This is a genomic window from Cypionkella sp. (assembly GCF_028290025.1).
Classification (GTDB): Bacteria; Pseudomonadota; Alphaproteobacteria; order Rhodobacterales; family Rhodobacteraceae; genus Cypionkella.
On record NZ_JAQGKQ010000074.1, the window covers coordinates 1 to 21,153 of the forward strand.

General features: G+C 58.7%; 20 protein-coding genes. 8 read left to right on the forward strand and 12 right to left on the reverse strand.

The window, feature by feature from the left end:
• The 4 genes from JWS10_RS11900 to JWS10_RS11915 all read right to left on the reverse strand — a co-directional run.
• The coding region (locus tag JWS10_RS11900) for a 2Fe-2S iron-sulfur cluster-binding protein (RefSeq protein WP_299507665.1) at positions 1 to 1,140 on the reverse strand (1,140 nt) is incomplete at its 3' end.
• The gene (locus tag JWS10_RS11905; RefSeq protein WP_299507667.1) at positions 1,137 to 2,663 is read right to left on the reverse strand and encodes an NADH-quinone oxidoreductase subunit NuoF; all 1,527 of its coding nucleotides are present in this window, start codon (positions 2,661 to 2,663) and stop codon (positions 1,137 to 1,139) included. The genes JWS10_RS11905 and JWS10_RS11900, both read right to left, overlap by 4 nt.
• Positions 2,660 to 3,127 (reverse strand): formate dehydrogenase subunit gamma, encoded by a 468-nt coding sequence (locus JWS10_RS11910; RefSeq protein ID WP_299507669.1) that lies wholly within the window; start codon positions 3,125 to 3,127, stop codon positions 2,660 to 2,662. Before JWS10_RS11910 ends, JWS10_RS11905 begins: the two co-directional genes overlap by 4 nt.
• 96 nt (positions 3,128 to 3,223) lie before the next feature.
• Positions 3,224 to 4,114: a LysR family transcriptional regulator gene (locus JWS10_RS11915; protein WP_299475792.1), complete on the reverse strand. Its 891-nt coding sequence runs from the start codon at positions 4,112 to 4,114 to the stop codon at positions 3,224 to 3,226.
• A 60-nt stretch (positions 4,115 to 4,174) separates the two neighbouring features.
• Here JWS10_RS11915 and JWS10_RS11920 point away from each other — a divergent pair, with 60 nt between their 5' ends.
• The 6 genes from JWS10_RS11920 (at position 4,175) to JWS10_RS11945 (ending at position 10,299) form a co-directional block, all read left to right on the forward strand.
• Entirely contained in the window at positions 4,175 to 4,963 is a 789-nt protein-coding gene (locus JWS10_RS11920; RefSeq protein WP_299507671.1) for a S49 family peptidase, read from the forward strand.
• 1 nt (position 4,964) lies between these two features.
• Positions 4,965 to 5,153, forward strand: coding sequence for a hypothetical protein (locus JWS10_RS11925; RefSeq protein WP_299475787.1), 189 nt, complete (start codon positions 4,965 to 4,967; stop codon positions 5,151 to 5,153).
• Positions 5,153 to 5,944 carry an SDR family oxidoreductase gene (locus tag JWS10_RS11930; RefSeq protein ID WP_299507673.1) on the forward strand — a complete coding sequence of 264 codons (792 nt, stop codon included), beginning with the start codon at positions 5,153 to 5,155 and terminating at the stop codon, positions 5,942 to 5,944. The genes JWS10_RS11925 and JWS10_RS11930 overlap by 1 nt, the downstream gene beginning before the upstream one ends.
• A gap of 310 nt (positions 5,945 to 6,254) precedes the next feature.
• A complete protein-coding gene (gene uvrC, locus JWS10_RS11935; protein WP_299507674.1) occupies positions 6,255 to 8,111 on the forward strand; it encodes an excinuclease ABC subunit UvrC in 1,857 nt (618 codons plus the stop codon).
• A 226-nt stretch (positions 8,112 to 8,337) separates the two neighbouring features.
• Entirely contained in the window at positions 8,338 to 9,420 is a 1,083-nt protein-coding gene (locus tag JWS10_RS11940) for an alkene reductase (protein WP_299507676.1), read from the forward strand.
• Positions 9,421 to 9,708: 288 nt separating this feature from the next.
• A complete protein-coding gene (locus JWS10_RS11945) occupies positions 9,709 to 10,299 on the forward strand; it encodes an NAD(P)H-dependent oxidoreductase (RefSeq protein ID WP_299507678.1) in 591 nt (196 codons plus the stop codon).
• 62 nt (positions 10,300 to 10,361) lie between these two features.
• Here JWS10_RS11945 and JWS10_RS11950 read toward each other — a convergent pair whose 3' ends face one another.
• From JWS10_RS11950 to argH, 6 genes are all read right to left on the reverse strand, one after another.
• Positions 10,362 to 11,234 carry a PDZ domain-containing protein gene (locus JWS10_RS11950; RefSeq protein ID WP_299507680.1) on the reverse strand — a complete coding sequence of 291 codons (873 nt, stop codon included), beginning with the start codon at positions 11,232 to 11,234 and terminating at the stop codon, positions 10,362 to 10,364.
• A 176-nt stretch (positions 11,235 to 11,410) separates the two neighbouring features.
• Entirely contained in the window at positions 11,411 to 11,617 is a 207-nt protein-coding gene (locus JWS10_RS11955; protein ID WP_054005407.1) for a cold-shock protein, read from the reverse strand.
• 184 nt (positions 11,618 to 11,801) lie between these two features.
• The gene (locus JWS10_RS11960; protein ID WP_299507682.1) at positions 11,802 to 14,249 is read right to left on the reverse strand and encodes a DUF4175 domain-containing protein; all 2,448 of its coding nucleotides are present in this window, start codon (positions 14,247 to 14,249) and stop codon (positions 11,802 to 11,804) included.
• Positions 14,250 to 14,297: 48 nt separating this feature from the next.
• Positions 14,298 to 15,563: a diaminopimelate decarboxylase gene (lysA, locus tag JWS10_RS11965; RefSeq protein ID WP_299507684.1), complete on the reverse strand. Its 1,266-nt coding sequence runs from the start codon at positions 15,561 to 15,563 to the stop codon at positions 14,298 to 14,300.
• A gap of 75 nt (positions 15,564 to 15,638) precedes the next feature.
• Entirely contained in the window at positions 15,639 to 15,773 is a 135-nt protein-coding gene (locus tag JWS10_RS11970; RefSeq protein ID WP_299507686.1) for a hypothetical protein, read from the reverse strand.
• Between the two features lie 201 nt (positions 15,774 to 15,974).
• Positions 15,975 to 17,375 (reverse strand): argininosuccinate lyase, encoded by a 1,401-nt coding sequence (gene argH, locus JWS10_RS11975; protein WP_299507688.1) that lies wholly within the window; start codon positions 17,373 to 17,375, stop codon positions 15,975 to 15,977.
• Between the two features lie 18 nt (positions 17,376 to 17,393).
• Here argH and JWS10_RS11980 point away from each other — a divergent pair, with 18 nt between their 5' ends.
• The gene (locus JWS10_RS11980; RefSeq protein WP_299507787.1) at positions 17,394 to 17,924 is read left to right on the forward strand and encodes a TlpA disulfide reductase family protein; all 531 of its coding nucleotides are present in this window, start codon (positions 17,394 to 17,396) and stop codon (positions 17,922 to 17,924) included.
• Between the two features lie 41 nt (positions 17,925 to 17,965).
• Here JWS10_RS11980 and JWS10_RS11985 read toward each other — a convergent pair whose 3' ends face one another.
• Complete coding sequence (locus JWS10_RS11985; RefSeq protein WP_299507691.1) at positions 17,966 to 19,042, reverse strand: hypothetical protein; 1,077 nt, start codon at positions 19,040 to 19,042, stop codon at positions 17,966 to 17,968.
• Between the two features lie 124 nt (positions 19,043 to 19,166).
• Positions 19,167 to 20,210 (reverse strand): tryptophan--tRNA ligase, encoded by a 1,044-nt coding sequence (trpS, locus tag JWS10_RS11990; RefSeq protein ID WP_299507694.1) that lies wholly within the window; start codon positions 20,208 to 20,210, stop codon positions 19,167 to 19,169.
• 95 nt (positions 20,211 to 20,305) lie between these two features.
• On the opposite strand from trpS, the gene JWS10_RS11995 reads away from it, so the two are divergent.
• Positions 20,306 to 21,037, forward strand: coding sequence for a rhomboid family intramembrane serine protease (locus JWS10_RS11995; protein ID WP_299507696.1), 732 nt, complete (start codon positions 20,306 to 20,308; stop codon positions 21,035 to 21,037).
• Positions 21,038 to 21,153: the final 116 nt, after the last annotated feature.

Sequence of the window (21,153 nt, forward strand, 5' to 3'; positions counted from 1 at the left end):
ATCCGTATTATTGTTCATGAATACGGCACGAGTCAATTTTTGCACCAGGTAGGCTTCTTCATTGGTGCAGCGCGAAGATGTAATCACCCCCACCGAATGACGGCCATGACGTTCGATAATGCCCTTCATCCGGTTGGCGGTGAAGTCCATAGCCTCATCCCACGACACTTCCTGCCACGGGTCGTTGATGCTGTCGCGGATCATCGGGTTCAGGATGCGGTCTTTGTGGCTGGCGTAGCCGTAGGCAAAGCGGCCCTTGACGCAGGAATGACCGCGGTTGGCCTTGCCGTGCTTGTAAGGCACCATGCGCACCAGTTCGTCGCCGCGCATTTCGGCTTTGAACGAGCAACCAACGCCGCAATAGGCGCAGGTGGTTATGACGGAGCGTTCCGGCGTGCCGATCTCGATGATCGACTTTTCTTGCAAGGTCGCGGTCGGGCAAGCCTGCACACAAGCGCCGCAGGAGACGCAATCGGATGACAACGCGGTGTCGGTTTTCGCTCCAAACGACACGCGGCTATCAAAGCCACGGCCCTCGATGGTCAACGCAAAGGTGCCTTGGACTTCTTCGCATGCGCGCACGCAGCGCGAGCAGACGATGCATTTCTGCGGATCGTAGCTGAAATACGGGTTCGAGTCGTCGCGCGGGATATAGTTAGGGTTGGCGATACCAGAGGTGTCTTTGGCTTTGAAATGGGTGTCGATAGCCTCATAGCGCACATCACGCAGACCGACCGCGCCCGCCATATCCTGCAATTCGCAATCGCCATTGGCCGAGCAGGTCAAGCAATCGAGCGGATGGTCGGAGATGTAAAGCTCCATCACGCCACGGCGAAGTTGCTTCAGCTTGGCGTTCTGAGTGTGGACTTTCAGACCGGGGGCGACGGGGGTGGTACAAGAGGCAGGGGTGCCGTTGCGGCCTTCGATTTCCACGAGGCACAACCGGCACGACCCGAAGGCGTCGATGCTGTCGGTGGCGCAAAGTTTCGGCACCGAAATGCCAATCTCGGCGGCGGCGCGCATGATCGACGTTCCTTCGGGCACAGTGATGTCGAAGCCGTCGATGGTCAATGTGACCATTTGTTTACTTTTGGCGGCAGGAGTTCCGAAATCGCGATCCGGGATGATGAAGTCTTTCATTCGGCGGCTTCCTTCATAGGGGCGAAATCATCGGGGAAGTGGGTGAGGGCGGACATCACCGGGTAGGGCGTGAATCCTCCGAGTGCGCAAAGTGAACCGGCCTTCATCGTGTTGCACAGATCCGTTAGCAGCGGGATTGCCGAGGTGTCACCCTTGGCAATGCGATCCACTGTTTCAACGCCGCGCACCGCGCCAATCCGACAGGGGGTGCATTTGCCACAGGATTCAATCGCGCAGAATTCCATCGCGAAACGGGCTTGCTTCAGCATATCGGCGGAGTCATCGAATACAGTCAGACCAGCGTGGCCGATCAGCCCATCCTTACCCGCGAACTCCTCATAACCGAACGGGGTGTCGAACAATGCGCGGGGGAAATAGGCACCCAAAGGGCCACCGACCTGCACGGATTTCACCGGTCGACCCGAAGCCGAGCCTCCGGCGATTTTGTCAACGATTTCGGCGAGAGTCAGGCCGAAAGCGATCTCATAAAGCCCGCCGTATTTAACGTTGCCAGCGATCTGCAAGGGGATGGTGCCGCGCGAACGGCCGAGGCCAAAGTTCTTGTAAAACTCAGCGCCTTTCTCGAAAATCACTGGCACCGAGGCAAGGGAAATAACGTTGTTCACCACGGTTGGTTTGGCCATGAAGCCTTGCAACGCGGGCAGCGGCGGTTTAGCGCGGACGACGCCACGCTTACCTTCCAAGCTGTTGAGCAAGGAGGTTTCCTCACCGCAAACATATGCCCCGGCACCGACGCGGATTTCGATGTTGAAGGTATGAGCCGAACCCAAAACAGAGGTGCCAAGCACCCCGGCATCCGTCGCGATCTTGACCGCTTTCTGCATCACATCAACGGCGATCGGGTATTCCGAACGGATGTACACAAATCCCTTTGTTGCTCCCGTCGCAAGACCTGCGATAACCATGCCTTCGATCAAAGTGAAGGGGTCGCCCTCCATAAGCATACGGTCGGCGAAGGTGGCACTGTCGCCCTCATCGGCGTTGCAGACGATGTATTTGCGATCCGCTACAGCATCCGAAACGGTCTTCCACTTGATGCCAGTTGGAAAGCCTGCGCCTCCACGGCCGCGCAGGCCCGAGTTGGTGACTTCGGCCACGATCGCGGTCTTGTCCATGCCGAGCGCCAAAGTCAGCCCAGCCAACCCGCCATGCGCCTTGTAATCGCCGAGCGATAGCGGGTCGATCACGCCGACGCGGGCAAAAGTCAGCCTGGTTTGCGACTTCATCCACGGCAAATCATCGGTCAGACCAAGCGCTTTGGGATGCGCTGTCAGATCGCCAAACAGCGCCGGTACATCCGCCAGGGTCAACGGGCCGAACGCCATGCGCCCGGCATCGGTGACGACCTCGGCCATAGGTTCTAGCCAGACCATGCCGCGCGAACCGTTGCGCACCAGCGTTAGATTGATCCCGCGCGCCTTGGCTTGAAACAGAAGCGATTCAGCGATCTCGTCGGCACCAAGGGCAACGGCAGCGCTATCGAGAGGCAGGTAAATCTTCATTTCAGCCCTCCGATGATCGCATCAATGCGGGCTTCATCGACGCGGCCTACCAGTTTGCCGTCGATGATCGCAGCTGGGCCGCAGGCGCAAAGGCCAAGGCAGAAAATTGGCTCCAGCGTGATGCTGCCATCTTTGCTGGTTTGATGCCAATCAAGCCCGAGCGTCGTGTGCACATGGGCAGCAACCCGGTCCGCACCCATCGCTTGACAGGATTCCGCGCGGCAAAGCTTGACCACATGCCGACCTGCAGGATACTCGCGGAAATCGTGATAAAAGCTCATCACGCCATGAACTTCGGCCTTCGACAGGCTTAGATCTTTCGCAATAATCGGCAACGCCACCTGCGGCACATAGCCAAATTCAGCCTGAATGGCGTGCAGGATCGGTAGCAAAGACCCCTCCATACCTTTATGGGTGCGGAGGATTTCCTCAACCCGAGTGGTGATGTCGACGGAATCAAGCATTTGGCGGCCCTTTGGTAGCTTCCTGACGTGATACGCTGATTGATACGGAAATCAATATGGATATCCCGTTGTTCAATAGGCTTTGGCTATTGAAAGCTATTGGCGCAGACGGATCGCCAACCTTGCAGCCTCATCCATAAGTGCTTGTAGAACGGGGGTTTGGGGATCGCGCTTGGCGGTGATTAACCCGACCAAATGCTCGGCTTCCGGTTCAACTATCGGGATCGCTTTCAGCCCCTGACCCGCAAACATTTCCGCGAGCTTCATCGGCACGACGCTGGCCCACAGCCCAGACTTCACATGCGCCACCAACGCGATGCTGGAGTTCGACTCTACCGTCGGCGCAACCCGCACCCCCACTTCGGCAAGATGCTGGTTGACGATGCGACGGTTCTGCATGTCTGCGGTCAGAAGACATAAAGGCTCGTGGACCAACTCGCTCCACGTGACCTGCGCGCGGTCTGCCAAAGGCGAGTTTGGCGCACAGAGATAGCGGTAGAATTCGGTGTAAAGCGGCGTCTGCGTCACCCGACCCAAAGGTTCATTCTCCAAGTAGGTAATGCCCGCATCCAATTCCAAGCTCTCGATCCCAGCCAGAATTTCCGCCGAAGTGCGCGATAGCAAAGTCACCCGCATATTCGGATGGCGGGCGATGAACGGTGCGGTGAGGTCAGCCACCATGGGCAGGGCAGTGGGGATCACGCCAACCCGTAGATTGCCTGAAAGCCCGGAATGTACCGAGCGCATCTCATCTTTCAGAGCGCGCATGTCGCCGACAATCCGGCGCGCCCAATCCAGCACGCGCTGGCCTTCCGGCGTAAGCCCTTGAAAGCGAGAGCCGCGAAATACCAGCTGCACACCCAACTGATCTTCCAGCTGGCGGATCGCCGAGGATAGGCTGGGCTGCGTTACGCGGCACACTTCGGCGGCACGACCAAAGTGGCGCTCGTTTGCAAGAGCGATAAACATTTCCAACTTGTCAATCATCACGCCAAGGTGGCTGGGATTGAGCTTGTTCGCAAGAGTTTGAAGCCTTAGCTTTGTTGCATGATGAAATATATCCCGTTTGTTAACAAATACCCCGTTGTGCCAGTGATCCGCTTGGCAGGCACGATTGGTTCTGGCCGCAACGCTTTGAACGATGCGGGTCTTGCTACGATCATCGAGAAGGCTTTCAAAATGAAACCCGCCGCGGTGGCATTGGTGATCAATTCGCCGGGTGGCTCGCCGGTGCAATCAAGCCTCATCGCGGCACGGGTGCGGCGGTTGGCCATCGAAAAATCCATACCGGTCCACGCTTTTGTCGAAGACATCGCGGCGTCTGGCGGCTATTGGCTGGCCTGCGCTGCGGACCAGATTTGGGTCGATGCCAGTTCTATCGTAGGCTCTATCGGCGTGATCTTTGCGAGCTTTGGTTTCCCCGAGTTGATGGCGAAGCAGGGCGTTGAACGGCGTGTGGTGGCGATGGGCAAATCGAAAAGCTTTGCCGACCCGTTCCTGCCGCAAAAGCCCGAAGATATTGAGCGGTTGAAGGCGCTGCAAATGCCGATCCACGAGGCGTTTATTGCGCATGTAAAGGCCCGGCGCGGCAACCGCTTGGCCGATGCTGATCTGTTCAACGCTGATATTTGGGTGGGCCAACGCGCGGTTGATCTGGGGCTGACGGATGGTGTGGCGCATCTGGTGCCGAAGCTGAAATCGCTTTATGGCGATAAGGTGAAGCTGGTGCCGCTGGGGCAAAAGCGCGGGCTGCTTAGTCGCTTTGGCCTCAATATGGCCGAAGATGCGCTGGCCTCGGTCGAGGAGCGTGCACTTTGGGCGCGCTACGGGTTGTGACATGATCAAGGCCGTTCTGGTGTTTTTGCTGGTGATGCTGGCGATTGGTATGGTCGGCAACGCGTTGTTTCCGGGTCGGATCGGCGGTTCGGTGAAAAAACGCTTCGGACTTTCCAGTCCGGCTACCTGCAAACGCTGCGGGCGGTATATGATCGGCTCCAAAGGCTGCAACTGTAAGAAAGGCTCGTGATGGCAACAAGTTGCGGGCGCGCATTGGTCACCGGTGCTGGCAAGCGGCTGGGCCGTGAGATGGCGCTCTATTTGGCCCGTCGCGGCTATGATGTGGCCGTTCACTATGCGAGTTCCCGCAAGGAAGCCGAGACGGTTGTGAAGGAGATCATCGCTTTGGGTCGCAAAGCCGTTGCGCTGCGTGCAGATCTGCTGATCGAATCGCAAGTGGAAAAGTTGCTACCCATGGCCGTGCAGGGTTTGGGCGGGCCGCTGACTGTGCTGATCAACAACGCTTCTATCTTCGAGTACGACACCGTCGCCACCGTCAGCCGCAAAAGCTGGGATCGGCATCTGGAAAGCAACCTGCGCGCTCCGTTCGTGCTTTTGCAGGCTTTTGCAGCGCAAGTGCCTGCGCCAAAGCTGGACGATCGTGGTGAGCCTGTCGCTGGCGGCATGGTACTCAACATGATTGACCAACGTGTCCTGAAACTGACGCCCGAATTCCTGTCTTATACGCTGTCGAAGATGGGGCTATGGGCACTGACCCGTACTGCTGCACAAGACTTGGCACCTCGGGTGAGGGTGAACGCGATCGGGCCAGGGCCCACCTTGCAAGGCAGCCGGCAAAGCGACGAAAGTTTTGTGACGCAGCGTGGCGCAACAATTCTTCAGCGCGGCGCAAATCCTGCCGATATCACTGCTGCGCTAGGTTTTTTTCTAGATTCCCCTGCCGTAACAGGGCAAATGATCTCGGCGGATGGCGGCCAGCATTTGGGTTGGAAAACTCCAGACGTGATGGATTTCGACTAGGCGATATGTGGCCTCACGCAAAAGTTGTCCACTTTTGGCGTTTGCTTCACAGAGACGTTACAAAATGTTGTGGCATATCAGGGATTTGACGGGTAATAAGAATTCTTTGGTTTAAAATCAACGGCTTAATATTTCGCCTAAAAAATAGGCAACTAAGCGAATCAAGCCAAAAACATGGGAAATTTCACGGTTCTGAAAACTTCTCCGCAGTGTTATCCACAGAAAGCGGGGATAGCTTTTCTCTTGTCACATCCCATTTATCATTGCAGCAAGAGACGAGAATCGATGAGTCCCGCATGGGTATTTCTGCATGAGTGAAATCAGCTTGACCGGTCACGACCGTATTCAGGAATACCTGAAAACGCTCGATAATAGTCCCGGTGTTTACCGTATGCTGAACGCGGCCTCCGAAGTGCTTTACGTCGGCAAGGCCCGTAATTTGCGTGCGCGGGTGTCAAACTACGCCCGCGCCTCGGGTCATTCTGGCCGGATCGCTCGGATGATCGCCGAGACGGTTTCAATGATGTTCCTGACGACGCGCACCGAAATCGAGGCGCTGCTGCTAGAGCAAAATCTGATCAAACAGCTGAAGCCGCGATACAATGTGTTGTTGCGCGATGACAAAAGTTTCCCGAACATTTTGATTAACACGGAACACCCTTTTCCGCAGCTCAAGAAGCATCGCGGTAAGCGGTCCGAGAAAGGCAGCTACTTCGGTCCGTTTGCTTCGGCTGGCGCGGTCAATCGCACATTGAACCAGCTGCAAAAAGTGTTCCTGCTACGCAACTGCTCGGACTCCATGTTTGAAAGCCGCACTCGGCCTTGTCTGCAGTATCAGATCAAACGCTGCTCGGCACCCTGCACGGGGCGTATTGACCCTTCAGCCTATGCAACTTTGGTGGCTGACGCCGAGCGATTTTTGCAGGGTAAAACCACAACCGTGCAATCCAATCTTGCGGCGGAGATGAACATTGCCTCAGAGGCGATGGAGTTCGAGCGCGCGGCGGCGTTGCGTGACCGGATCAAAGCATTGACTCAAGTGCAGCAATCGCAAGGCATCAACCCGGCGGGGGTGACCGAAGCGGATGTGATTGCGCTACATCTCGATGGCGGGCAGGCCTGCGTGCAGGTGTTCTTCATCCGCGCCAATCAATCTTGGGGCAACCGCGACTTTTACCCGCGCACCGGAGCCGGAGCGGAGGCGGCCGAGATTTTGGAAGCCTTCGTCGCGCAGTTTTATGATGATAAAGAGCCGCCGCGGCTGATTTTGCTGTCACATACCGTCGAGAACGAGGATCTGGTGGTTGATCTTTTGTCGGAACGGGCTGGGCGCAGAGTGGAACTTGCGGTGCCGCAGCGGGGTGAGAAAGCGGAGCTGGTGGAGAACGCGGTTCGCAATGCCCGCGAGAGTTTGGCGCGGAAAATGTCGGAAAGCTCCACCCAGAACAAACTGCTCGCCGGTTTGGCCGAGGCTTTCGATCTCGACGCGCCGCCGACGCGGATTGAAGTCTACGATAACGCCCATATTCAGGGGTCGGATGCAGTGGGTGGCATGATCGTGGCGGGCGCGGAGGGCTTCCTGAAATCGCAGTATCGCAAGTTCAACATCAAATCGGCGGCGGGGAAGAATTCGGACGACTTCGGTATGATGCGTGAAGTGATGACGCGTCGGTTTGAGCGGTTGCTGAAGGAAGACCCGGAGCGCACCTCGGGCGCTTGGCCGGACTTGCTGTTGATTGACGGCGGGGCGGGGCAGGTTTCAGCCGTGGCGGGGATTTTGGCGGAACTCGGTGTAGATGATATCGCGGTGGTGGGGGTTGCGAAGGGGATTGATCGCGACGCGGGGAAGGAGGAGTTTTACCGGACGGGCCGGCCAGTGATGGCTTTGCAGCGCAACGATCCGGTGCTGTATTTCGTCCAGCGGCTGCGGGATGAAGCGCATCGCTGGGCCAACGGGGCGCACCGGGCGAAGCGGGCAAAGCAGGTGTCGATCACGCCGCTTGATGATATTCCGGGGGTGGGCGCGGTTCGCAAGCGGGCATTGTTGGCGCATTTTGGCTCGGCCAAAGCGGTCGCGCGGGCAGGGATCTCGGATCTGATGGCGGTGCCGGGGGTGTCCGAGACGATGGCAAAGGCGATCAGTGATTTTTTCAGCGCGCGAGGGTAGTGTCCACATGTGGACACGTTGAAAATACGAACAATAACAGTGGCTTGACTATTCTGGTAACGAGTTGTTAAGGGCCGCGCAAAGAATTAGGTGAGCGCAGCACCGGATTTTCAAGGGGTGTTAGAAGTGCATTGTTGCACAGTAGCTAGGCGAAAACAGGCGTAGTTATCGCTGCGAAAATGGCTAAACTTCCTAGTCCAGATTTCCGACAAAGGAACGAAACGTTATGACTTCCTCGATCTTTGAACCAGCTTTGCTGGGCCCGCATCAGCTTAAGAATCGCATCGTCATGAACCCGATGACCCGCAGTCGCGCCGATGTGGACGCGGTACCGACGCCCATTATGGCGACCTATTACGGCCAACGCGACACCGCTGGCATGATCATCACTGAAGGCATCGCACCAAGCCCGAACGGTCGCGGCTATGCCCGTATTCCGGGGCTGTGGAACGACACACAGGTGGCGGCTTGGAAGCCCGTAACGGCCGCTGCCAAGGCGAAGGGCGCGGTGGTTTTCGCGCAGCTTATGCACACGGGGCGGGTCAGCCATCCGAGCAACATGCCAGCCGGCGCAAAGATCGTGGCGCCCTCGGCTATCGCTTTGGCGGGGCAGATGTATACTGACGCGGACGGGATGCAGGACTATCCGGTGCCGCAGGAAATGACTGAGGCTGATATTCAGCAGGCAAAAGCCGAGATCGTCACGGCGGCCAAAAACGCTATCGCTGCCGGCTTTGATGGCGTCGAGTTGCATTCTGCGAATGGCTATCTGCTGGAGCAATTCTTGTCGCCCGACACCAACAAACGCACCGACGGCTGGGGTGGATCGGTTGCGAAACGCTCGCGGTTCTTGCTTGAGGTTGCGCAGGAAGTTGTGGCGGCGATTGGCGGCGACAAGGTTGGCATCCGGATCTCGCCCTATGGCACGGCTTCGGGCATGGCGGCTTATGCCGAGGTCGATGAAACTTATCTGGCGCTGATGGCAGCTTTGGACAAGATCGGCTTGGTTTACGTGCATTTGGTGGATCATGCGGCGATGGGCAATCCGGCAATTCCTGCCGATTTCCGCGCTAAGTTGCGCGCGGCTTGGCCTCGGACGTTCATTGTCGGCGGCAGCTTGGATGCGGCTTCGGCGCAGGCCGCGGTGGATGCGGGCGCGGCGGACCTGGTCGGATTTGGTCGGGCCTTCCTTGCGAACCCGGACCTTGTGGCGCGGATGCAGACGGGCGCGGAACTGAACGCGCCTGACTTCGCGACATTCTATACTCCGGGGGAAAAGGGCTACACAGATTACCCGACGCTTGGGTAAAGAGAGATTTAGCTATCAGAAAGGCCGCGCTGCTGCGCGGCCTTTTTTATTGGTGCATGTGGTCCGGTGGGGCAGTCGCATGTCAAAGCATTCTAGACCGGATTCGCCGCTTTAGCAGTTGGCCAAAAAGCCGATCGCTATTTGAATGCCGACAACGCGTCATCCCGGTGCCACATACTTCTGTGCGCAGGCGCGCAACTTGGGTGCGATTCCTCTAATTGTGCAGAGGGGTCATAGGGCGCATGTAAGAGGCAGACAACTTCCTCCCACTCCGTGAATGGACCTGACATGACCAATATCCTGCGCGTTGAATCCTCAATCAAACCCGCTGGCGCTGTTTCGCGCCGCCTGACCGACCGTATCATGGCGCGCGTTCTGGCCGCTAACCCGGGTGCGAACGTTGTTACCCGCGATCTGTCGGCTGGTGTTCCGGCAATCGACGGCGCTTGGTTGGGCGCAGTGTTTACGCCAGCTGAAGCCCGCAATGACGATCAGAAAACCACCGCGGCTTATGCCGATGCGCTGCTGGCTGAAGTCAAAGCCGCTGACCTGCTGGTCATCGCGCTGCCGGTCTATAACTTCGGCGTGCCGTCGCAGTTGAAGTCGTGGATCGACCAACTTGCCCGCAAAGGTGAGACCTTCAGCTACACCGAAACCGGCCCGGTTGGTCTGCTGACTGGCAAGCGCGCAATTGTTGCGTTCACTTCGGATGGCACCAAGTTCGGTTCGGAGATTGATTTCGCTTCGGGCTATATCCGCCATATGCTCGGGTTCTTCGGCATCACCGACGTGCAATTCGCAGCGGCTGATGCAATGGCTTTCGGTGCGGACGCGGCGATTGCTAAGGGTGAAGCTGAAGTCGACGCTTTGGCGGCCTAAGTTTTCTAAAAATTTAAGCAAAAGGCCCCGCAGATTTGCGGGGCCTTTTGCTTTGTATAAGCTTATTCGTCTCCGGCGGAGTTGTCGCCGCCATCGGCTTCGCCGCCGCCATCGTCGCCACCTGCATCGTCAGCCGCTTCATCGCCGCCGCTGTCGTCCATGCTGGCATCGTCGCCGCCGTCATCGGGGGCAGCTTCATCACCGCCGTCATCTGCGCCGATGTCTGCGTCGGCAGCGGCCTCGTCGGCGGGGGTGGCTTCATCGTCTGCTTGGGCTGCATCATCGGCCGCCGCGTCTTCCGTGGTGACGTCGTCCGTGACGGCAGTGTCTTCGCTCATTTCGGAGGTAAATTCTTCCGAAGTGGCGCTGGCCTCAATCGTGGTTTCAGATTCTTCGTAACTGGTGCTGATTTCTTCAGAATATTCGCTGTAAAATTCTGAATAGCTGAAGCTTTCGTAGGAGTATGCGGTCCACGACACGATTGAAGTGAGCTCGATCACCTCGGCCCAACTTACCATGGTTATATTGGCTTTGCTTGTATGCGCCGCGTTGCCGCGCCAACCGTCGAAAACGAAGTCGAAATCGTTTTGGGCGAGCCAATAATAGACGATTTTATCCAGAGAGATCGGGTCTTTGACCGTTTTACCGCGCACGCTGGAAATCACATCGCCGGGCAGGATGCCGGCCTTATCGGCGATGCCACCGGGTTGCGTTGACAACACCAGCACACCTTTATCGTCGGGCAGCAGGCCGAAGGCGGCGGTGGTGTCGTGATTAACCGGGATCAGCACGGCGTCGAGGGCGCGCGACACATAGGGGGTCGGGAGCGTCGCGGCGTGACTTGCGGTTGGCATAAGCAGCGCGGTAAAACTGAGCGCGGGCATCGCAAGGGCCAACACGAGACGCAGAGCTTTACGGGGGGAAGTTTTTGGCATCGAACACCTTGGGTTAAAATGGTGTTGCGGTTAAAGCAGCCAAATGCACGAACGTCTATGCTGTTGTTTGGGCCAGAACTGCCGCAATCGTTGGCGTGAAATGCGAAACGGGGGCAGCTTGCGCTACCCCCGTTTCAAATTTGATGTGACGGGCGGTTAAGACCGCCCGAAATGGCTTATGCCAGAGCGAGGTTGATCGCCGACTCGCGGCCGTCACGGCCTGCTTCGATGTCGAAGGTCACTGCTTGGCCGTCGTTCAGTTGACGGATGCCAGCGCGTTCCATTGCGGAAATGTGCACGAACACGTCTTTGTTGCCGTTTGCTGGGGCGATAAAGCCGAAGCCTTTGGTGGCGTTAAACCATTTCACGGTGCCGTTAGCCATCGTGTGTCTCCTAAGTTTGGTGTGCCATACGCAGGGTGCTATGGCTTGGCTCAGTCGTAAGAATCGAGAACTGAAGCCGCGAGGGAGACAGATTTTTCGATAGATAGCGTTTCGCCCCCCTTACATGCGCTATTTTAGGCGACAAAACAAGGGGGGCGCAAAAAGAATCAGTTTGCTCGATGGGTTAGAACAGATCAATCAATCGATTGAGGTAGCCGCGCTCTGACTCGGTGCGGGATTGATCGCTGGAGCGTTTGCGAATCTCATCCAGCAATTCCTGCGCGCGTTTGTAGATGTCTTTGTTCTCGGCAAGGTTGCCATCAGAGCCAATGTGCAACCCATTGTCACGGCCCAGGGGATCGCGGGGGCCCCCGGATTGTGGGTCTTCGGTCTGTTGCGTGCCATCGGGGGCGGAGCCTTCTTGGCGGTCTTGCTCGGCCAGAGCGTCACCGAAATCGCGCATACCCTCGCGCATTTTGTCCATCGCCTCGGCCTGTTTATCCAAAGCGCCGGGCAGATCGCCGTCTTTCAGCGCGCGTTCGGCTTCTTCCATGGCGCGGCCCGCGTCGTCGAGGTTCTGCTTGCCCTCGGCATTTTTGTCGCTGCCTTGGCCGGGAAGTTTGCCACCTTCGCGCAGTTGCTTGAGTTTCTCACGCAACTCTTGCTGGCGCTCTGACAGGGTTTTGCCGTCTTTGCCCTGGCCTTCTTGACCGTCTTGTAGATCGCGGAAGCTGTCGTCGGACAGGCCCTGCTGATCGCGCAAGGTATTGCCGAGGTCTTTCATCGCTTGCTTGCCGGGGCTGCCTTTGCCGCTTTGACCGTCGCCTTGCTGCACCTTCATATTTTTTATAAGGTCTTGCAACTGCTTCATAAGTTCAGCGGCCTCGGCAGTTTTGCCTTCTTCCATCAACTTTTGCAATTTGTCGAGCATCTGGTCAATCTGGTCTTGGGTGATGCTTGGGCCTTGATTTTGCGGCGAAGTTTCGTCGTTCGGATCAGCGGGATTTTTCTTAGCTTCCTCCGCCATGTAATCGTCCAGCGCGTCGCGCATCTCATCCATCAGCTTCTGGATTTCTTCGGGCGAGGCACCCTTGCGGATCGCCTCTGCCAAGCGTTCTTGGGCGCGCTGCATACGCTCTTTGGCGTTGTTCAATTTGCCGTCTTCAATCATCAGCGAAATTTCCCAGAGTTCCTTAGCGATCTCATCCCGAGACTTGGGGGTGAGGGTTTTGGCCTCGGTATCCAAACGTTTGATCACGGCTTTCAGGCGGGCGTAGATTTTGTCGTCTGGGAAGATGTCTCCGGGTTGGTGGCTGACGGCTTTCAGGATTTCCAGCGAGGTCGGGGCGTTGGCGCGCGACCAGAGCAAATCGCGGCGCATCTCAATCAGGGCGTCGGCGAGCGGGTCGAAAAAGCGTTTGCCGGGGAGGATCAGGTGAATTGGTTCGGCGGTGCCGGTCTGGCCTGCGGCGTCGGTGACGGCATAGGTGATGGTGACAGGCAGATTTGACAGCACGGATTCGGAGAGATCATCAATCAGCGTGGTGTTGATCTCCGCCCGGCTGCCTTTGAATGGCAGCGGCAGGTCGAGCACGACGGGGGCGATAGATTCGGGGTCGGTTTTCAGACCATACCGGCGGTCAACGGCAGTCAGGTCGAGGGCGATGGAGACTTCGCCTTTGGTGACGCCATAATCGTCTTTCGCGGTGAATTTCTGTTTGAAGCGACCTTCGCCATCACGTGAGATTTCGGCGGCGGGAGTGACGCTGGGGGCAACGTCAGGGGTGGCGATGATTTTCCAGGAACGGCCAGCTGCACCTTCGATGGCGAGTTCGCCAGAGGTGGCGACGCTGAAATTTTGGGTGGGTTGCGACGCGGGGGGTGCGTCGGTGCGCCCCGAAACCGTCTCGGATACGATCAGCGCGCCGGGTTCGCCGTATAGCCGGATTTGCAGCTTGGTTCCGGTGGGTAGGGTTAACGCCTCGGCGGTTTGGTCGTTTAGATATAGCGCGGGTTTTCCGGTGTAGGCGGGCGGCTGCGCCCAGCCTTCCCATGCCGGACCAGCAGCGGCATTTGCGGCACCACCGGGCGCGATGCCTGCTACAGTGGTGACGCGCCAAAGTGAGCCGAACAGCAGCGCCATTACCAGTGCTGTCAGCGCGACGTAGCGCAAAGCATAGGGGTCTCGCGAGGAAAGTTGCAGATCGGGCTGCACCGGTTTGGCACCGCTGGCGCGCGCGGCCATGCGGGTGCGATGCGCGGCCCATACGGCTTTCGACGCTTCGTCTGTGATGCCAATGGCTTGGGTATCGCGCAAAGCCGCGATCGGCTGGCCGGGCAGTTTGCTGTCGAGACGGATCAGGGCTTCGATGCGGGTTGGGCGGCGGAAAGCTCGGATGCCGTGGGCGAGACCCCAGACTAGGCCGAGGATAGCGGCGACCATCAGGAACCATGCGACTTCAATCGGTAGCACGTCTTGCAGACCGAAGGCGGCGGCGGCGAGGCTGGCGATTGCGACCGTCCACAGCGGCCAGAAGGCGCGGGTAATACGCTCAGCCCAAAGCCCCGCGAGCGTGATCCGCAGCGGGGTTTCTATCCGTTTCAGTGCCTGCGCTTCGCTGTTCTCTGTCATCGGCCTCTGCTGTTTCAAAGCCAGTGTGGGTTCAAAGCCAGTGTGGGTTCAAAGCCACAGGGGAATGGTATCGCGGTTCAGGATTTCTTCATAGGTAGGGCGGGCGCGAATGACGGCGAATTGATCATCTTTCACCAGCACTTCGGGAATGAGCGGCCGGGTGTTGTATTCCGACGCCATTACCGCACCGTAAGCGCCCGCCGAGCGGAAGGCGATCAGATCATCTTCGTGCAACGGTGCCAGCGGGCGGGCTTTGGCGAAAGTGTCACCCGTCTCACACACCGGGCCGACCACATCATAGCTGTGGGCTTCTGTGGCGGCCTTGGCCTCTTGCACCGGGATTATATCGTGATGCGCGCCATACATTGAGGGGCGCACAAGGTCGTTCATTGCGGCATCGACGATCAGGAAATCGCTGATTTCACCATTTTTGACGTAGATAACCTTTGAGACGAGCAGGCCGGAGTTGCCAGAAATTAAGCGACCGGGTTCGATTTCAATCTCGCAGCCAAGATGGCCAACGGTGCGTTTGATAAGCGCGCCGTATTCTTGCGGGAGCGGCGGGGCGGTGTTGGAGCGTTCGTAAGGGATGCCCAAGCCGCCGCCGAGATCGAGGCGAGAGATCACATGGCCTTCAGAGCGTAGGCGCAGGGTCAGGTCGGCGACCTTGTTATACGCTTGTTCAAAGGGTTCAAGTTCGGTCAGTTGGCTGCCGATATGAACGTCGATGCCAATGATTTGCAGGCCGGGGAGTTTGGCAGCCTCGGCATAGACTTCACTGGCGCGGCCAATCGGGATGCCGAACTTGTTGTCTTTCTTGCCAGTGGCGATCTTTTCATGTGTGCGGGCGTCAACGTCTGGATTGACGCGGATGGTGATGGGGGCGGTGGTGCTCATGGCGGTGGCTACTTCGGACAAAGCCCGCAGTTCGGGTTCGGATTCGACGTTAAATTGGCGGATGCCGTTTTCCAAAGCGAGGCGCATTTCCTCGCGGGTTTTGCCGACGCCAGAGAATACGATGCGATCACCGGGGACTCCGGCAGCTAAGGCGCGACGGTATTCGCCGCCAGACACCACATCCATGCCAGCGCCCAAATCGCCCAGCAGTTTGAGTACGGCAATGTTTGACAGCGACTTGATCGCAAAGCAAACAAGGTGGGGCAGCGGCGACAGCGCCTCGGTGAACAGAGTGTAGTGCCGGGTCAGGGTGGCGCTGGAATAAACGTAGAAAGGCGTACCAACTTGCGCTGCAATATCGGCGACGGCAACGCCCTCGGCATAGAGCGTGCCGTCGCGATATAGGAAATGGTCCATCCGGCGCGCCCTTATGAAATCAGTCGCTTGGGGTATAGCGCCCTGCTTGCGCCTAGGCAAATAGGGCGCAGGTTGTTACGGGGTTTCACCCGAGGATATGCCGACACGGGCGTCGCCAGAGATGGTGACGCCGGATTGCGGCGCGGTGGGAGGGCCGTCAGCGCCGCAAGCGGTGAGCAGGGCGAGGGCGAGCAGGGGGAGAAATTTCATCTGAGGTCCTTAGGGTGAATAGCTGATGCGGCCGCCAGCGATGGCTCCGGAAATAACGGGTCGGATTGTTGCGCCGTGCGGCCCGATGCCTATGCCCGCACCAAGGTAGGGGTCAGAGCAGGCAGTAAGCAAAAGGGTAGCGAGCAGCAATCGCATGGGGGTTTTCCGTGTGGCCTTTCTGTGATTTCGGGGCAAGGTGCCTTAGGCCAGCAGGCTTTTCCAGCGGGCGACTTGCTCTGCTACTCGGGTGGGCGAGGTTCCGCCATAGGACATGCGTGAGCGGACAGAATTCTCAACGCCTAGAACGGAGTAGACCTCTTGGTTGATGCCGTCATGCACCGATTTCATTTCAGTGATGGACAGATCGTGCAGGTCGCAGGCTTTGGATTCTGCCAAGGCGACGAGGGTTCCGGTGACGTGGTGCGCGTCGCGGAACGGCAGGTTTAGTGCGCGCACCAGCCAGTCGGCGAGATCGGTGGCGGTGGAGAAACCGGAGGCCGCCGAGGTCGCCAGCACGTCGCGGTTGGCGGTCATGTCGCCGACCATGCCAGTCATCGCGGCGAGGGCGAGCATCAGGGTGTCGGCGGCGTCGAAGACCTGCTCTTTGTCTTCTTGCATATCCTTGGAATAGGTGAGCGCCAGACCCTTCATGATGGTGAACAAGGCCACGGTCGCGCCCAAGATGCGGCCAAGTTTGGCGCGCAGCAGTTCGGCGGCGTCGGGGTTTTTCTTTTGCGGCATGATGGAGGAGCCGGTGGTCCAGCGGTCGGAGAGTTTGACGAAGCGGAATTGAGCGGAGGACCAGATCACTAGTTCTTCGGCAAAACGCGACAGGTGCATGGCGCAGATGCTGGAGGCGGACAGGAATTCGAGCGCGAAGTCGCGGTCGGAAACTGAGTCTAGGGAGTTGGCGGTGGGGCGGTCGAAGCCGAGTGCTTGCGCGGTCATGTGGCGGTCGATGGGGAAGGATGTTCCGGCGAGGGCGGCCGCGCCAAGCGGGCATTCGTTCATCCGTTTGCGGGCGTCTTCGAAGCGAGATTTGTCGCGGGCCAGCATCTCGACATAGGCGAGCATGTGGTGGCCCCAAGTGACGGGCTGGGCGGTTTGCAGATGGGTGAAGCCGGGCATCACCCAATCGGCTCCAGCTTCGGCTTGGGCGAGGAAGGCGCGCATCAGGGCGGTGAGACCCTGAATGGCGGCATCGCATTGGTCGCGCACCCAAAGGCGGAAATCGACCGCCACTTGGTCATTGCGCGAGCGGGCGGTGTGCAGGCGGCCTGCGGGCGCGCCGATCAGGTCTTTCAGGCGGGATTCCACGTTCATGTGAATGTCTTCAAGGGCTACCGAAAAGGTGAAATTCCCGGTCTCAATCTCTGACAACACCGTGAGCAGGCCTTCCCCGATGGCCACGGCATCACTAGGAGTCAGGATGCCGGTGGCGGCGAGCATGGCGGCATGGGCGCGCGAGCCGCGAATGTCTTGGGCGTAAAGCCGTTGGTCAAAGCCGATCGAGGCGTTGATTGCGGTCATGATCGCGTCGGGGCCAGAGGCAAAGCGACCGCCCCACATTTGGTTGGCGGCTGTGGTTGGGGAATTGGTCATGGAAGGGCCTTCGACATGATGCGGAAGATGCTGTTGGCGGTTCTTTATACGGCCTTTGCCTTTGGTGCAAATGCGGGCAGCTTGGATGGCTTGCTGACGGGCGACATGAAAAAGCTGGCGCTGGTGGAGCCTGTGGCTTTGCCCGAGGCGGTGTTGCTGGATGGGGCTGAGGGGGAGCATTCGTTGGCCGAGTATAAAGGCAAATGGGTGGTGCTGAACTTCTGGGCAACGTGGTGCGCGCCGTGCCGGAAAGAGATGCCGTCGTTGCAGCGGTTGGCCGATGCGATGCCCGAAATTGCGGTGGTTCCGGTGGCGACGGGGCGCAATGATCCGGCGCAGATCGTGAAGTTTTATGGTGAGGCGGGGGTGACTTCGCTGCCGGTGCTGCGCGATCCTAAATCGGGGCTGGCGCATCAGATGGGGGTGCTGGGGTTGCCGGTGACGGTGATTTTGAACCCCGAGGGGCAAGAGGTCGCGCGGTTGATTGGCGATGCGGAATGGGACTCGGGCGAGGCGCAGTCGGTTTTAAAGGCGATGATGGCCGAGTGATTTAAAGGCGTTTCCGCCTGCAATTCTTGCGAATTACTTGGTCAGACGGTGCGCTTCAGGCTACGGCGTAGGCGCTTGATCAGGGCGTGTTGGATCATGCCGCTTATTATGCCGGCGGTGGAGAGCATTAAGCCGACGAGGCCAGCGCCAAGTGCCCACGCGGTTTCGGAAAATCTGAGTGTGGCGCGGAACAGGCGGGCTTTGCCCAACACCTCAGCGCGGCCGACGAGTTTCGGCCCCAAGGCTTCGGCAGCGTTGGCGAGCCGGCGGGCGTCGCCCGCGTCATCGACCATCGGCAGCAAATGCAGGGCGGTGGTGGCGTCGGTGGCGGAGTTCAGGCGGCTGAGGTCGGCCATAGTGTTGGTCAGCGGCAGGAAAGATTCGGTGCGGATCGCGGCGGTGAGATCGTCGAGGGAGCGCACTCCGGGTAGGGCTGCCCAATTTACACCAGTACGGGCGGCGTCTACTGCCATTTCGACCAAGCGCGGCGACAGGCGGCCCAATTTGCGGGCGAGTTTTGCGAGGCTTGCACCGGCTTTGACAACTCCGCTGGAGCCACCCGAGGCGATGATTGCGGCGGTGGCACCTAGGCCCACCACGGATAGCGCGAGGTCGATTTGGTCTACCTTGGTGCCCGACGCATAGGCCACTCCGGCGCGGGTGATGCCTGCGATATCGCCGATGGGAGTGAGGGCGATGGGGGCTTGGCAGATCATCACTTCGGACAGCGAACATTGCGCGGGATCGTAGGCGCAGGCGGCGCAGGAGGTGACGGTGGCGTAGTAGCTGTGATCATCCTCGCGGGCGGTTTGCACGGCGGCGTTAAGTGCCGAGGGGAGCGGGATTTTCCGCTCGTAGGCGAGATCCACCAGCGCATCGAGCGCAAGCCAGTTGCGGGGGGATTCGGCGAGACGATTGGCGATGTGGGCGCTTAGAGTTTCGGGGGTGGCGGCGGTTACCAGCATCCGGTCGGTGGCAGCTTGGATTTGATCATAGCTTGCCTCAACGAACGGGGCAATTAGCGGATCAGAGGCGATGCGGGCGGCGGTGAGGGTGGTTCCGGCCAGCGAGCCTGCCAGAATAAGCAGCAAAATCAGCTGGGTGAGGCCACGCCACATCAGATAACACTCACCGGAGCGCGGCGGGTTTGGTTGGGGTTTTCGGTAGCGATGCGGCTCAGAGCAGTCATGTTATCCTCCGTCGCGCGGATGCCAGCCCGCCCAAAGGCAGGCTGGCACGGGTTTACACCTGACGCGAGCGGATCATGCCGACGATGTCGTAGACTTGATCAAGGATCGGCCGCGCGATGGCGTCGGCGCGGCTGGCACCTTCGCCAAGGATGCGGTCGATTTCAGCGGGGTCTTGCATCAGATGGCTCATCTTGGTGGTGATTGGCGAGAGTTTCGCCACCGCGAGATCGGCCAAGGCAGGCTTGAAGGTGCCGAATTGTGCGCCTGCGTATTCGGTGATCACCGCTTCTGGAGTCATATCGGCTAAGGCCGCGTAAATGTTGATCAAATTGCGGGCGTCGGGGCGATCTTTTAAGCCTTCGAGGCTGTCGGGCAGGGGTTCGGCATCGGTTTTGGCTTTGCGGAACTTCTTGGCAATGGTGTCGGCATCGTCGGTGAGGTTGATGCGGGATTGGTCGGACGGGTCGGATTTCGACATTTTTTTGGTGCCATCGCGCAGCGACATCACGCGGGTGGCGGCACCTTCAATCACCGGTTCGGTGATCGGAAAGAAGTTCTCTTTGTAGTCGTTGTTGAACTTCAGCGCGATGTCGCGGGTCAACTCGATATGCTGCTTTTGATCCTCGCCCACCGGAACATGCGTGGCTTTGTAGGCCAGAATATCGGCGGCCATCAGGGCGGGGTAGGCGTAAAGGCCGAGGGAAACATTCTCGGAGTTTTTACCCGCTTTGTCTTTGAACTGAGTCATCCGGCTCATCCAGCCCATGCGGGCGACGCAGTTGAAGATCCAGCCAAGCTCGGCATGGGCGCTCACTTGGCTCTGGTTGAACAGGATTGAACGCGTTGGATCAATGCCAGCGGCGATGAAGCCAGCGGCGGCTTCGCGGGTCTGTTGGCGCAATTTTATCGGGTCTTGCCAGGTGGTTATCGCGTGCATGTCAACGAGGCAATAGATCGTCTCGATGCCCTCATCCTGCTTTTGGACGAAGCGCTTCAACGCTCCGAGATAGTTGCCAAGGGTCAATCCGCCGGAGGGCTGGATGCCGGAAAAGATGCGGGTCGGGAAAGTCTGAGGCGTTTGGACCGGCTCGGACATGGGATACTCCATCTGGAAATTGCTACCGGATCGGCTTAACGAAGGCATTGGGGGGCGTCAATCACGCGCCTGCCAGGGTGCCTAAAGGGGATGCGATGCAGGATGATTTGAGAGCCGACCAGATTGCGCCGATCAATCCGCTGCCGGGGGTGGTGTGGTTGATCGCACTGCCGATGATCGCGTTGGAGATTTTGTTCAGTTTGGCCGATGCCGGGGTGATTGGCGGGCCGCAGGCGGTGGGGTGGCGGGTTGCGGCCATTCAGGATTATGGTGTGTTTCCAGAGTTTTGGCGGCAAAATCTTGCGGCGGGGGCGGTGGATATGCCGTTGTTGGCGCGGTTCTTCAGCTTTGCGTTCATTCACGGATCGGCGACGCAGGCGTTGTTTGGCGTGGCGATGATGATGGCTTTGGGCAAGTTTGTCGGCGAAGTTTTCAAAAGCTGGGCGGTTGCGGTGGTGTTCTTTGGCTCGGGGGCGGTGGGGGCGTTTATCTACGCCTACATAGTGCCGAACCAGCCGCTTTATGGCGCGTTTCCGGGGGTTTACGGGCTGATCGGGGCGTTCTCGTTTCTGATCTGGGTGAAGCTGGCGGGCACTGGGGTGAACCAGCTGCGGGCGTTCAGCATGATTGGCGCGCTGATGGTGATACAGGCGCTGTTTGGGGTGTTTTTCACGGTGATGCCGATGCTGATGCCGAGCATGGGGCCGGTGGGGCATGACTGGTCTTGGGTCGCGGATCTGCCGGGATTTGCGGCGGGATTCCTGCTGTCGTTTATCGTTAGCCCGGGTGGGTTTCAGCGGGTGCGGGAGCGGATCAGGGGGCGGTAAAACCGGGCCCGCGCGTATAGGCTGCGAATCATAGGTTAATGCGTTGATTTTCCGTGAAAATCGACACCCATAAAACGGCCATAAACTGTATGGAAAGCGGCCATACTTTTGTTGGG